This window comes from Flavobacterium gossypii (assembly GCF_014138495.1).
Taxonomy (GTDB): Bacteria; Bacteroidota; Bacteroidia; order Flavobacteriales; family Flavobacteriaceae; genus Flavobacterium; species Flavobacterium endophyticum.
On record NZ_JACJIS010000001.1, the window covers coordinates 775,608 to 790,028 of the forward strand.

A 14,421-nucleotide genomic window follows, 5' to 3' on the forward strand; every position below is an offset into this window, starting at 1 on the left:
ATACTATGAAAAGATTTTCCGGTTTATTCTTAGTGTCCCTATTAAGTGGCGCGACCACTTTGGGCGCTTATAAGCTGTTTATCGAGAATGACGGCTTATTATCTAACAACAAAAAATCAATCGTAACTTCGGCCCCCGCCAATTATACCAAAAATGTCGGACTGGGTGCTGAAGCAGTTGATTTCACGACCGCCGCAGACAATGCGGTCCATACCGTAGTCCATGTCAAGAATCTTTCTTACAGGACTGTGACCAACCCGATGCTTGAATATTTTTACGGTTATAAAGGAGGCCAGCAGCAAGCGCAAGTCGGAACTGGATCTGGAGTCATTATTTCTGAAGATGGCTACATTGTGACCAACAATCACGTAATCCAAGATGCTTCAGAACTTGAAGTAACCCTAAACAATAGCGATACCTACAAAGCAAAACTGATTGGAACTGATTCTAAAATGGACATCGCCTTACTCAAGATTGATACAGGCAAAAAAATGCCTTATGCTGTTTTTGGAGATTCTGACAACGTGAAAGTTGGAGAATGGGTGCTTGCTGTAGGAAATCCTTACAATCTGACCTCAACAGTTACGGCTGGAATCGTTTCTGCTAAAGCTAGAAATCTGGACCAAAGAGGAATCCAATCTTTTATCCAAACTGACGCGGCTGTAAACCCAGGAAATAGCGGAGGTGCTTTGGTAAATACAAGAGGAGAGCTTATCGGAATTAACACCATGATTTCTTCGATGACAGGTTCTTATGTAGGCTATTCTTTTGCCGTTCCGTCGAATATTACTAGAAAAATTATCGAGGACATTATGGAATATGGAAATGTTCAAAGGGGAATTTTAGGTGTCCAAGGCGGGGAATTGAACAGTGCTGCTTCTAAAGAATTAGGAGTTTCTGAAACCAAGGGTTTTTATGTAAATGATGTTACCGAAGATTCTGGAGCCCAAAAAGCGGGTCTTAAAAAAGGTGATATCATCATTAAACTCGACAGCCAAAATATCGCGACGTATGCAGAGCTTTCAGCATTTGTAAATACAAAAAGGCCGGATGATATTGTCAAAGTCACCTATTTGAGAAACGGAAAAGCTTTTGAAGTTCCTGTAAAACTTTCTAAGAATGAGTTTTTCAGCTATGATTATAACGGATTGCAGTTAGAAAATATCAGCTCTGATGACAAGAAAAGAATGAACTTGTCGTACGGAGTCAAAATCAAGGATGTTGCTAGCGACTATTACAGAGGCTTAGAAGGAAGTATCATCCTAAAAATTGACGACATAAAAATTGAGGATGTTAAAAAAGCATCGAGCGTGTTGTCCAGAAAACAGCAAAATGAGCCGACAAAAATAGAAATGCTAAATAGAAATGGGCAAATCGAGCGCTATATTTTCAGATAAAAAAACAAAAATTTCTTTTGCGAAAAGCCAGTTGACAAAGCTGGCTTTTTTTATGCAAAATTTTTGGCAAAATACTTTACGAAAACGTTTGAAATCTATACTTTTGCGCCATCGAAATATATTACAACACAACTAAACTACATTTTTTACATTATGACAAAGAACGCGTTATACGAAAAAGAGCTTTCTTTTCAGGCAGACCGAAGAAGAGCTGGCGTAGAATTCATCAAAATCATCAGCGATTTATGGTATGATAAATCTATCGAATTGGTTCTTTTCAAAAACCAGCTGATCAACACAAACGTGAGCGATATTATCAATCTTCACGAATATGCTGGAGAATTTGTCGGGAAGCCGATTAATGTTTTTGATTCTGTCGAAATTGCTCGTGCTATCTTATCACTAGACTTGCCACCTGCAAAATTGGATATCGGAAAGTTGACGTATGAATATCACTTGGAAGACAACAAGTACAACGACGCAAAGGCTTTTGTAATCGACAAATTAAGAAATGCAAAAGATTTCAAAAACAACAAGCCGAAAGATGTCGTATTGTATGGTTTTGGACGTATCGGAAGATTATTGGCTCGCGAGCTGATGTCTAAAACCGGAAAAGGAACACAGTTACGATTGAGAGCTATCGTAGTTCGTGAAAAAAATGATGCTACAAGCTTAGAAAAAAGAGCCTCTCTTTTGAGATACGATTCTATCCACGGAGATTTCCAAGGTTCTGTTGCTGCCGATCCAGAGAACAATGCTTTGATTATCAATGGAACAACCGTTCATATCATCACAGCAGGAAGCCCTGAAGAAATTGATTACACGACTTACGGAATTTCTGATGCTTTAGTAATTGACAATACAGGTGCTTTCACGACTCAGGAAGCTTTGGCAAGACACTTGAAATCTCAAGGCGTGGACAAAGTTTTGCTAACTGCTCCAGGAAAAGGCGTTCCAAATATCGTACATGGCGTGAACCACACAGAATACAATCCGGATGAAGTTAATATCTTCTCTGCAGCATCTTGTACTACCAATGCCATTACTCCTATTCTAAAAGCTGTAGAAGATACTTTGGGCGTGGTAAAAGGACATTTAGAAACGATTCATGCCTATACTAACGACCAAAACTTGGTCGATAACATGCACAAGAAATACCGTCGTGGAAGAGCTGCTGCTTTGAATATGGTTATTACAGAAACAGGTGCCGGAAGTGCCGTTGCAAAAGCATTGCCAAGCCTTGCTGGAAAACTAACTTCAAATGCTATCCGTGTTCCAGTTCCAAACGGATCATTGGTCGTGCTAAATCTTGAAGTAAGCAAAGAAACTTCTGTTTCAGAAATCAACGAAATCATGAAACGTTATGCTCTTGAAGGCGAGTTGGTGGAACAAATCAAATATTCGCTTAACAACGAGCTTGTTTCTTCAGACATCGTAGGAACTTCTGCTCCTTCTATCTATGATAGCAATGCAACGATTGTTTCTGGCGACGGAAAAAATATTGTACTATACATTTGGTATGACAACGAATATGGTTACAGCCACCAGGTAATTCGCCTTGCGAAATACATTTCTAAAGTAAGAAGGTATTCTTACTACTAGTGGTTTTTTGAATTTTAATTTTGGTAAAAATCCGTCGTAGCAATAAGGCGGATTTTTTTATCCCCAAAATATTCTCAAAATGAAACTTTAAAAACATTTATATTCTCATTTTGAGATTTTATAGATTTATTTCGTAACTTTGATTTGCCACCAAATCTAAAAATTTATGAAATCACTAGTGCTCAGCCTTATGATCCTACTTCCTATTCTTGGCTTTTCCCAAATAGGAATCGGCACGACAACTCCAACAGCAACTTTGGATGTAAATGGAGATTTTAGGATACGCACCACTACCAGCAATACCCGTGAAACTGCCGCGAAAGATTCTATCATGGTGGTAGATGCCTTGGGAAATGTGCAACGAATTTCTGCTAAGAAAGTCATCGAAAGCCATCTTAAGACTTTTATCAAAGGAGGATTTGTTTCTGGAAGTCCGGCCACAATTAGCTTGAGCATTCTAGCCAATTCCTATACCACTATACCTTTCAATACTATAGAATTTGACACCAATAGCGAATACAACACAACAACCAATACTTTTACCGCAAAACAACCCGGAATCTATTCTGTCTATGTTGCGATTAAGGCAAATCCTGGCCTTGTTGCAGCAAGTGATTTTGGGGTAGCAGTATTCAAAAACGGCGTTATAAATGCTAAGGAAAGTTATATCAATGTCCAGCTTTTAGGAATTAATATTAATCCGCCCAATCGGTCTATCCAGACTTTGATGCAACTGAATACGGGCGATACTATAAGCTTTAAAGGCTATAGCGGCGGAGTTATTACCGTAGGCATATTAACGAGTGGAGACGAATCTTATTTTACCATTCATCAGGTACGATAAATTTTCTCTCATAAAAAGACAATGAGACTTTACCGAAATTAGCTAAATTTGTGAAGCAACCAATTCATCTTCACAACATGTATCCAGAACACAATTACCAACTTACAGTCCGATGGACAGGAAACAACGGAACAGGCACTTCAAGCTATAGGGCTTATGAAAGGAGCCATACAATCCAAATTGACAATAAAGTTGACATCAAAGGTTCGTCAGATCCTGTATTCCATGGAGACAAAACCGTCCATAACCCAGAAGATCTTCTGCTCGCTTCGCTTTCGGCTTGCCACATGATGTCGTATCTTCATGTATGTGTCAAAGCCGGGATAGTCGTAACCGATTACATTGACAATGCTACAGGAAAGATGGCCGTCAACGATGACGGATCGGGTCATTTTACAGAAGTCACCTTAAACCCTATCGTAACAGTAAGCGATTCTTCTATGCTTGAAAAGGCGAATGAGCTGCATAAAACTGCCAATCAGCTATGTTTTATCGCCAACTCTGTAAATTTTCCGGTAAGACATATTCCGCAAAGTAAAGTTTAATCACCTTATTTCTATGTCAATTAAAAGAACAAATTCTGAAGACAGCGACTTTCAAAAACTTGTTATTCTTCTCGACCAAGACCTTAAGATCAAAGACGGCGATGAACATTCCTTCTTCTCACAATACAACAAGCTCGACCATATAAAAAACGTTGTCCTCTATTATCACGAAGGTATTCCCGCAGGATGTGGAGCTTTTAAACATTATGCTGATACTACTGTAGAAATCAAAAGGATGTTTGTGCTTCCTGAAGCCAGAGGAAAAGGAATCGCTTACAAAGTCTTAGAGGAATTGGAAACGTGGGCAAAAGAACTAGGCTATTCCGCCTATATACTTGAAACTGGACAAAAGATGGTCGAAGCTATCAAGCTGTATGAAAAAGCAGGATACCATCGGATTCCTAACTATGGACAGTATGAAAATATTGAAAGTAGCGTATGTATGGCGAAAAGACAAGTAAAAACAATATAGATGGCAAAATCAAAAGGTACTAACGAAGAGCAGGTAACAGAATATATCCAACAGCTCAATCCGACACTTGCGACAACAATAACGTTTCTAAGACAGACTGTCTTAGCTGTAGATAAAGAAATTGGCGAGCATATCAAATGGAATTCTCCAAGCTTTTATTACTCTGGAGAAATGAAACCTTTTGATCCTAAAGAATACAAAAGAGACATCTTGGTACTTAACATTCATCGCAAGGGAACCATTTTGCTTGTCTTTCCGACAGGGGCAAAAATCAACGACTCATCCGGATTTCTTGAAGAGAATTATACTGACGGAAGAAAAATTGCTCAAATAAAGGATTTACAAGATGCAAAAAGTAGACAAAAAGATTTAGAAAATGTACTAAAGGATTGGCTGAGCCAAGTTGAAAAATAAAAAACTCCCGATTTCTCAGGAGTTTTTTTATTTATAAAAGAAATATCAATTAAGCATTTCCTGCAGCCGCGATCAAGTTCAATGCAGAACCTGCAACGAACCAGCCGATCTGACCTTCATTATAGGTATGATTTGCCAAGATAGTTTCAGTTGTTCCATTATCGTGGAAAAGCTCGATTGTAAGAGGCTTTCCTGGAGCAAACTCTTTCAAATCTACAAAATTGAAAGTATCATTTTCTTGGATTTTATCATAATCTGCTTCATTAGCAAAAGTAAGCGCTAACATTCCTTGTTTTTTCAAGTTTGTCTCGTGAATACGTGCGAATGATTTCACCAATACTGCTTTTACGCCAAGGAAACGTGGCTCCATTGCCGCATGCTCTCTAGACGAACCTTCACCATAGTTATGGTCACCCACAACAATTGTCGGAACTCCAGCTGCTTTGTATTCTCTTTGAACCGCAGGAACTGAATCGTATTTTCCGTTCAATTGGTTTTTAACAGAATTTGCTTTTTGGTTGAAGGCATTGATTGCTCCGATAAGCATATTGTTTGAAATATTATCTAAATGTCCACGGAAACGCAACCAAGGTCCAGCCATAGAAATATGGTCAGTTGTACATTTTCCGAAAGCTTTGATAAGCAATTTAGCTCCAATAATGTTTTCACCGTTCCAAGGCTCGAAAGGTGCTAACAGTTGCAATCTTTCAGAAGTCGGGCTCACAACAACCTGAACACCAGAACCATCTTCAGACGGCGCTTGGAAACCAGGATCTTCAGCATCAAATCCTTTTGGAGGCAATTCATTACCAGTTGGCTCGTCAAGCATTACTTCTTGTCCATCTTCGTTGATCAATTTATCAGTAAGCGGGTTGAAACCTAAATCTCCTGCAATCGCCAAAGCTGTAACCAATTCCGGAGAACCTACGAATGCCAAAGTATTCGGGTTACCATCGGCACGTTTTGAGAAGTTACGGTTGAACGAGTGAACGATTGTATTTCGTTCTTCTTTTTCAGCTCCTTCTCTATCCCACATTCCGATACATGGTCCGCAAGCATTTGCGAAAACTGTAGCACCAATCTTATCAAATGTGTCGATAAATCCGTCTCTTTCGATAGTATAACGAACAACTTCAGAACCTGGAGTGATTGTGAATTGTGCTTTTGTTTTTAAATTTTTGTCAGCTACTTGCTTAGCCAATGAAGCGGCACGAGAAATATCTTCGTATGAAGAGTTTGTACAAGAACCGATCAAACCTACTTGGATTTGCAATGGCCAGTTATTTTTTTCAGCTTCTTCTCTCATTTTAGAAATTGGCGTAGCCAAATCCGGCGTGAAAGGACCGTTCAAATGCGGCTCTAATTCAGAAAGATTGATTTCGATAACTTGGTCGAAATATTGTTCCGGATTTGCATAAACTTCAGCATCTCCAGTCAAATAAGGAGCAACTGCATCAGCAGCTTCCGCTACATCAGCTCTTCCTGTAGATTTTAAGTAACGACGCATTGAATCGTCATAACCGAAAGTAGAAGTCGTAGCACCAATTTCTGCACCCATGTTACAAATAGTACCTTTTCCAGTACAAGACATTGCTGTTGCACCTTCGCCAAAATATTCTACTATGGCACCCGTTCCACCTTTAACGGTAAGAATTCCTGCTACTTTCAAGATAACATCTTTTGGAGCTGTCCAACCTGATAATTTTCCTGTCAATTTGATTCCGATTAGTTTAGGGAATTTTAATTCCCAAGCCATACCCGACATTACGTCAACAGCATCAGCACCACCAACACCGATAGCTAGCATTCCCAATCCACCAGCATTTACTGTATGTGAATCGGTACCAATCATCATTCCTCCCGGGAAAGCGTAATTTTCAAGAACTACTTGGTGGATGATTCCTGCACCTGGTTTCCAGAAACCGATTCCGTATTTATCTGAAACTGATGAAAGGAAATCAAAAACTTCATTACTTTGTGTTTTTGCTCTCGCCAAATCGGTTGCAGCATCAACTTTTGCTTGGATCAAGTGATCGCAATGAACTGTAGTAGGCACAGCAACTTTATTTTTTCCAGCGTGCATAAATTGCAATAGCGCCATCTGTGCCGTTGCATCTTGGCACGCTACTCTATCTGGAGCAAAATCAACATAATCTTTTCCTCTTGTAAAAGCTTGGGTCGGGTTTCCTTCCCAAAGATGTGAGTACAAAATCTTTTCTGAAAGCGTTAACGGGCGACCCACCAACTGACGTGCTTTATCAACACGTTCTGCCATTGTCCCGTATGCTTTTTTAATCATTTCAATATCAAAAGCCATAATGTGTAATTAGTCTATTTTGTTTATATTTTAGTTTGTTTCTTTGCACTGCAAATTTACTGAATTCCACTCACATTTGAACTATTTTTAATAAAAGCGGGGTTTCAAAAGATTATTATTCCTAAAATATAATTTTTAGTGATTATTATTAAATTATAATTAAAATTGAATTAATTTTTTCCGTTTTTGTTAATTTAAAAAGTTTTTTTTGTCAAATTCGAAATTGAAATGGACTGAAATAGTGGCTTTAAAATTAAGAATGTTTCTAAATTACAGACACTATGCAGAAAACTGTAAAAAAAGCGCAATTTGGGGCATTATTTTTTTGATTTCTCTCTCAAATCCATAATAGGTTTTTCATAAAAGACATAGAGTCCAAAACTGAAAATTATTGTCAATAGAAGATATACAACTGTAAAAATATGCAATTGAATTTCCGAAAAATCATTAACAGGAAAAAAGTATTTCATCAGCTGAAGTATTACGCTATAATGCAGTAAATAAATCGAATAGGAAATCAGGCTGATATAAACGATTGGTTTCTTTGCTATTGAGTTTTCAGATTTCCATCCTGACAAGAAAGGAAGAAATAGCGCTATGCATGCAGAAACTGCCGGGAGGTATATTGTATACAAAATGATGTTCTGGCTTTCGGCAGTCAAGGCCATTTTTCCAAACCCAAAAAAGATAAACAAGAGACCGATTATTCCAATCAGTAAGAAGACTGCTTTATTTTTCTTCCAGAAATCATAGTATTGACAATATATCCAGCTTGATAGTACACCATAAAGGATAGCGTCTAGTCGATAGACAACTATAGCTTTTAATGAAACATTCCAATCGTTTAGGTTTGCAACCGCAGTATTTCCATACGAATACATCTTTGCCACTAAAGACAGAATCAGCAACAAACACAAAAGGATTATAAAAAAGAGTGATTTGTTTTTTGGCTTTGTGATATAGGCCACAGAGAGCAGTAACAATGGCAAGAGCACATAAGCCCATTCTTCAACAGATAAGCTCCAAGATTCAGGAAAAAAGGCTGGCATAGGACCTGAGAAATTTTGGAGGAAGAAGAAATATTTCCACAACGACTCAATCTTATAGCCTATGATTCCTGCTATTATTATATTGGCAAGTAGAATAAGAAAATAATTAGGAAGTGTTCTAAACCATCTTCTTCTTAGGAATTTTATCGTGTGGGAAAACGAAAAATCGTGTTTCAGAAAAGATTGTAACAGTATCTTACCAATAAGAAATCCGCTTAAGACAAAGAAAATTTCTACTCCTAAAAAACCGAATAACTTCAGCAATTGCGCAAAAAAACTATTGCTTTCAGGATAGATCCAAAGGCAATGCGAACTCAAAACCATTAAGATGGCTACGGCTCTCATAAGATCCAAACCGAAAATGCGACGGGAATCGTTTAGTTGTTTTTTCAGCAATTGTATTTGTATTTCTACTCAAATATAAATACAAATTGTGAATTAATCTGATGCGATAGAATTTGTTGTTATAAACAAACTTACATCAGCTTTTGGATAATTATTTCTTCTGTAATTCCTTCGGCATCTGCTTTGTAATTCTTGATGATTCTATGACGAAGAATTCCAGTTGCAACTGCTTTCACGTCTTCGATATCTGGAGAAAATTTGCCATTGAATGCGGCATGAGCTTTTGCGGCCAATATTAAGTTTTGCGAAGCTCTTGGCCCTGCACCCCAATCTAGGTAATTTTTGATATATTCATTAGACAGCGGATTGTCTGGACGTGTTTTGCTTACTAAAGTCACGGCATATTCAATCACATTATCTGCTACAGGAATACGGCGTATGAGTTGCTGAAAGTCGATAATTTCTTGTGCAGAAAAAAGCGGGTTTATTTTTTCGGTAAAATCTGTCGTCGTGCTTTTTACTACTTGGACTTCTTCAGAGAATGATGGATAATCTAATTTAATCGCAAACATAAAACGGTCAAGTTGGGCTTCCGGAAGCGGATAAGTTCCTTCCTGCTCGATTGGGTTCTGTGTCGCTAAAACAAAATAGGGCAATGATAATTTATAGTGCTGACCAGCAATGGTAACTGCTCTTTCTTGCATTGCTTCTAAAAGCGCTGCTTGCGTTTTAGGAGGCGTTCTGTTAATTTCGTCCGCTAAGATTATGTTGGAAAAAATCGGTCCTTTTATAAATTTAAACTGCCTGTTTTCATCAAGGATTTCGCTTCCGAGAATATCAGAAGGCATTAAGTCTGGCGTAAACTGTATACGTTTGAAATCTAGTCCTAGTGCTTGAGAAATAGTATTGACCATCAAGGTTTTTGCTAATCCAGGAACCCCTACCAAAAGGGCGTGTCCTCCAGAAAAAATACTTAACAAGATTTGGTCAACAACGACTTCTTGTCCTACAATTATTTTTGAGATTTCTTTCTTTAGCTCTATTCTTTTTTGAACTAGATTCTGTATTGCAGCGACGTCTGACATCCTATGAATTGTGTTAGTTAAAATTTCGGTTTTACTATTGCAGTACGCTAAATTATTTTTTAACCCAGTTGTTTACAAAAGTACACTCTCTGTATTCACCGTTGATTTTGATATAGGTTTCCTTGATTTTTTCTTCAGTCCAATCACCAATTGCCTTAATCTGTTTTTCTTTTAAAGCCAAGTCTTTTATTTTCAAATAATCCAAGGCATAATCGGCAGTATGTGCATCATAACGTTTTGTAACTGTAATTAGCTTATAGGTTTTACGACCCAATCTATCTTCATCAACAATAGGCTGTGACACTTGTCCTTCTTGTAAATCAGAAACTTGAACATACAGAGAAGGATCCATTTTTGTCAAATCGAAACGCGGATCTAATGTCTGAGGATTTGTAAGAACCCCGCCATTTGCTCTAGTTTCTTTTTCATCAGATGAGCTTCTCGCTGCGTCGGCAAATGTAATGTCTCCATTCACTATTTTATTCCTGATTCCTACGATTTCGTCTTTAGCCTCTTGCATTGCTTCTTCAGAGATTTTCGGGATTAATAAGATGTGTCTCAAATCCACATCTTGCCCACGAATTTTTTCAACCATGATGATGTGCCAGCCATATTCTGTCTCAAAAGGTTCAGAAATCTGGCCTTCTTCAAGACTGAACGCTCTTTCTTTAAATTCTTTGACCAAATTATTTTTCCTGTTGACCCTCATGAAACCACCATTGGATTTCGTTCCTTCATCTTTACTGTACAATACAGCCTTACTAAAAAAGCTACCATTTCCTGAAAGCACATCGGTTCTGAATTCATTGAGTTTGTCAATGACTTTTTGCTTTTCTGCTTTTGTAACTTCCGGGTTTATGACTATTTGAGAAACCTCAATCTCTGCTCCAATTTGCGGCAAGTCTTCTTTTGGAAACTTTTTGAAAAAAGTTCTTACTTCTTCTGGAGTGATTTCTACAGCTTCAATAATCTTATTTCTCATTTCGGAAGTAAGTTTACCCATTTTCAAGATATCGAAGAAATAGGTTCTAAAATCTTCTTCAGTAGGTCTTTTGTAAATCTTAAGCAATTTTTCCATTGACCCCGCACGTTCTACGAAAGCATCGATTCTTTCTTCCATCATATTATTGATTTCGGCATCGGTCACAACGATACTATCTTGGATTGCTTGGTGCGCATATAATTTATCTTCTAGCAATTTGCCAAGAATCTGGCAACGAGTAATATCTTTTGTCGGATTTCCTTGACTTGTAATTTCTATATAAGCAATATCAATATCAGAATCTAAAATCACATAATCACCTACTACGCCAATAACGCCATCGATTTTCTGTTTTTGGCTCACAGGCTTCGGAGCAACAGTTTTTACTGTATCGCTCTGAATAATTTCCTGTGCACTTGCGGCATTGAAAAACGCAACAACACCAAAAACCAGGCAGGCATTTTTAATTATAGATTTCATACTTCTCATTTTTAATGGCATCATCGGTAATATCTTTTTCAAATTTTTTTATTAATTCTAATTTTCTTTTGTTTAAAATCACTTGCTCCAATGTGGGCTTTATATATTCATACGGGCTTACTTGGTTTTTATCTAAAACATTCGTGACTTTTACAAGATAGACGTCTAGAGAATCTTGCTTTTCAATAGATTTCCCGCTTGAAATATATTGTGCCCTGTTGTCTGGAGTGATAAAAGGCAATTTTCTATAGACCTGATTCATTTCTACCCAAACGGAGTCATTCAGCACGAAGCTTTTGAACTGCATCCCATACGTATCCCAAAATTTCTTGTCTGATTTTCTATAATCAAAGAATTTGCTTTTTATGGTCTGGAATTTCGGATGATCTTTCGGCAAATGAATATAACGCAGTTTGACCAAAGTTCCGTCTGTCTTGAAATTCTCTTTATTTTCTTTATAATATCCTTTTAATTCTGCTTCCGAAATTATTGTATCAACTGTTGTTTTTACGATTTCTTCTAGATAGCCTTTTGTATATAAATCAATTTTATACTGCCTGATCAGCTCATTGTATTCTGCTTGTTTTTCAGAACTCAAGTTAATCTCTGCTGCGTTCATCATCAGTTTTTGTGATGCCCAGCGGTCGATAAAACTTCTTACGATAACAATACTGTCTTCCTTGGAAGTTCCAGGGGGTACCAGATCCTTGATTTCATCTTTGAACAAGTAGGAGTCATTTACTCTTGCAATTGCCTGTGGCTTTGCTTCTGGCTTAAAATAGCTGCATGAAACAAAAAGCAATAGCAAAACTATGACTGCGTACCTTATCATTTATGATTTGATCTGCTTTTTCACTTTTTCAAAAACAGGCTGGTTTACGTTTACCTTAAATTCCTGTTTTAAATCTCCTACCCATTTCTCTTCGAGATACTGCTGATAATCGTTGATTACCTTTCCTCTTGCTTCGTCCAGCGTTTTTGGTCCGGCTTCCAGATGCTTGTTTATTTTTACGATAAAATAGTATTCTCCATCTTTTATGATGTCAGAAACTCCGTCTTTTTTCACCAATCCTTTTGGCAATGCATCGCTATTTTCTTCGAAAATCCCAGCATTTGACATTACATCTACTTTGCCATTCAGGTTCAATTTTTCTTTTATAAAGTCAGCTGTTTTTCCTTGTTTTAATAATTTCTGTGCTTTTTTGGCAACATCCATTTTTGTAGAAGTCAGTACTATGGCGTCTAACCTATTTCCCCAACGGTAATTATTTATACGAGATTCATAAAAATTCTGCAATCCGATAGTATCTGTTTTTGCTTTTTCCCAAATTTCTTTTTCCATCAGGTCAAAAAGCAACAGACCGTCACGATACTCTTCCATTACGGCAGCAAAATCAGGAAACTCGTTCTCTAAATTATTATTATACAATTCATTGACTTTTACATCAACAAATTCTTGGTATTTTTTATCCACCAATTTACCAATTGGTTTAATCGTATTTTCGCCTCGCTGTTGGGTTGCCAAAAACTTAAGAAAATCTTCTCCTGTAATTGCTTTTTTGTCGATTGTAACTAAATCTCCAGCAAAAGGTTTTGTGTTTTCAGGAAGTTTCCACTCTCCCATGTAGAATTTATCAGTTACTGTTTTTGAAAGCGCAGCGTAAAGCTTGTCGTTTCTTTTTACAGCATATTTCTTTTTCAGTTTTTCTGTCAAGGAATTGGTAATCAACCTTGAACGCTCGTCTTTTCTGATCTTGTTATCCAAATCAGCTTGCATTTCTTCCAACGTCTTAACTGGATGTCTTTCAATCAACTTTATGATATGCCAGCCAAAATTACTTTCTATTGGAGTCGAATAATCATTAGGATTTTTCAATGCAAATGCAGCGTCTTCAAACTCTTCAGAACTTAGCTGTCCAGAGCCAAAACGGTTCAATAAACCACCTTTAGAAGCAGAAGATTTGTCTTGAGAGAATTGCTTTGCAAGGCTTTCGAAGTTCTCGTCTTGCTGTAATTTAGTATAAATTTCTTGTATTGTGTTTTTTGCTTTTTCAGATTCTTCAGGATTCTGATTCTGCGGCTTCAAGATCATGATGTGCGCAACCGTAAGTTCGCCACGGTTGTCTCTCACATCTTCCACTTTAATTATGTGATATCCGAAACGTGTTCTTGTGATTTTAGAAACTTGTCCTTTTGGAGTTTTATAGGCCGCCGACTCAAAAGGATACACCATTCTGAAAGCAGAAAAATAGCCTAGTTCGCCTTTGTTTTCTTTAGCAGATGGATCTTCAGAGTATTTAACCGCTAATTCTCCAAAATCTTCTCCTTTTAAAGCTTTCTCTCTTACCTCAACTGCTTTTTTATAGGCTTTCAAGGTATCTTCAGGAGAAGCATTTTCATCGACCATAAACAAAATATGAGCCGCTTTGATTTCTTTTAGGGATCTTTTGTAGCTTTCTTCAATAAGTTCCTGAGTCACTTTTGAGTCGGTCAGATAATTTTTAGAAAGCTGATTTCTGTAGGATTTCAATTCAGCTTGGTAAGCCTGTCCATTTTGAAGACCAAGTTTGTTTGCTTTGTTAATCTTCAGTTTGTAACCAACGAATAAATCGAGATATTGATTCAAATCTTTTTGAGATTCATCTTTTACCAAATCAATATTCTTGTTGTAAACCCTTGCAAACTCGTCAGTATAATAAGGCTTATCATCAATTGTAAATAAAACTTCCTTATTGGCATTTTGAGCAAAACTCGTAAAATTCGCAGAAAGCAGTACTCCGAAGAACAATTGTTTTAAATTCATTATGTAAATTCTATAAGTTGGAAAAAAATTAATTTAACGCCTAGATAGCAATCAACAAAAGTAACAATTCAATTGCATTAAACAAG

Annotated in this window: 12 protein-coding genes; 6 read left to right on the plus strand and 6 right to left on the minus strand. The window is 37.2% G+C overall.

Translation table 11 applies throughout. The features are described from left to right. Positions 1-5 precede the first annotated feature (5 nt). The 6 genes from GGR22_RS03790 (at position 6) to GGR22_RS03815 (ending at position 5,274) form a co-directional block, all read left to right on the plus strand. The gene (locus tag GGR22_RS03790) at positions 6-1,397 is read left to right on the plus strand and encodes a S1C family serine protease (protein WP_182492634.1); all 1,392 of its coding nucleotides are present in this window, start codon (positions 6-8) and stop codon (positions 1,395-1,397) included. 153 nt (positions 1,398-1,550) lie between these two features. Next, on the plus strand, positions 1,551-2,999 hold the full coding sequence (locus tag GGR22_RS03795) for a glyceraldehyde-3-phosphate dehydrogenase (protein ID WP_121375039.1): 1,449 nt from the start codon (positions 1,551-1,553) through the stop codon (positions 2,997-2,999). Positions 3,000-3,165: 166 nt separating this feature from the next. Then, entirely contained in the window at positions 3,166-3,843 is a 678-nt protein-coding gene (locus tag GGR22_RS03800; RefSeq protein WP_121375040.1) for a C1q-like domain-containing protein, read from the plus strand. Positions 3,844-3,920: 77 nt separating this feature from the next. Then, entirely contained in the window at positions 3,921-4,388 is a 468-nt protein-coding gene (locus GGR22_RS03805) for an OsmC family protein (RefSeq protein WP_182493505.1), read from the plus strand. A gap of 13 nt (positions 4,389-4,401) precedes the next feature. Beyond that, entirely contained in the window at positions 4,402-4,860 is a 459-nt protein-coding gene (locus GGR22_RS03810) for a GNAT family N-acetyltransferase (protein WP_182492635.1), read from the plus strand. Continuing rightward, entirely contained in the window at positions 4,861-5,274 is a 414-nt protein-coding gene (locus GGR22_RS03815) for a DUF1801 domain-containing protein (RefSeq protein WP_182492636.1), read from the plus strand. A 49-nt stretch (positions 5,275-5,323) separates the two neighbouring features. Here GGR22_RS03815 and GGR22_RS03820 read toward each other — a convergent pair whose 3' ends face one another. From GGR22_RS03820 to GGR22_RS03845, 6 genes are all read right to left on the minus strand, one after another. Continuing rightward, entirely contained in the window at positions 5,324-7,591 is a 2,268-nt protein-coding gene (locus GGR22_RS03820; RefSeq protein ID WP_121375044.1) for an aconitate hydratase, read from the minus strand. A gap of 317 nt (positions 7,592-7,908) precedes the next feature. Continuing rightward, the gene (locus GGR22_RS03825) at positions 7,909-9,036 is read right to left on the minus strand and encodes an acyltransferase family protein (protein WP_182492637.1); all 1,128 of its coding nucleotides are present in this window, start codon (positions 9,034-9,036) and stop codon (positions 7,909-7,911) included. An 80-nt stretch (positions 9,037-9,116) separates the two neighbouring features. After that, positions 9,117-10,070, minus strand: a complete 954-nt coding sequence (locus GGR22_RS03830; protein WP_182492638.1) for an AAA family ATPase — start codon at positions 10,068-10,070, stop codon at positions 9,117-9,119. A gap of 52 nt (positions 10,071-10,122) precedes the next feature. Then, positions 10,123-11,553: a peptidylprolyl isomerase gene (locus GGR22_RS03835; RefSeq protein WP_182493506.1), complete on the minus strand. Its 1,431-nt coding sequence runs from the start codon at positions 11,551-11,553 to the stop codon at positions 10,123-10,125. Then, a complete protein-coding gene (locus tag GGR22_RS03840; RefSeq protein WP_182492639.1) occupies positions 11,516-12,364 on the minus strand; it encodes a hypothetical protein in 849 nt (282 codons plus the stop codon). The genes GGR22_RS03835 and GGR22_RS03840 overlap by 38 nt, the downstream gene beginning before the upstream one ends. Beyond that, on the minus strand, positions 12,365-14,335 hold the full coding sequence (locus tag GGR22_RS03845; RefSeq protein ID WP_182492640.1) for a peptidylprolyl isomerase: 1,971 nt from the start codon (positions 14,333-14,335) through the stop codon (positions 12,365-12,367). Positions 14,336-14,421: the final 86 nt, after the last annotated feature.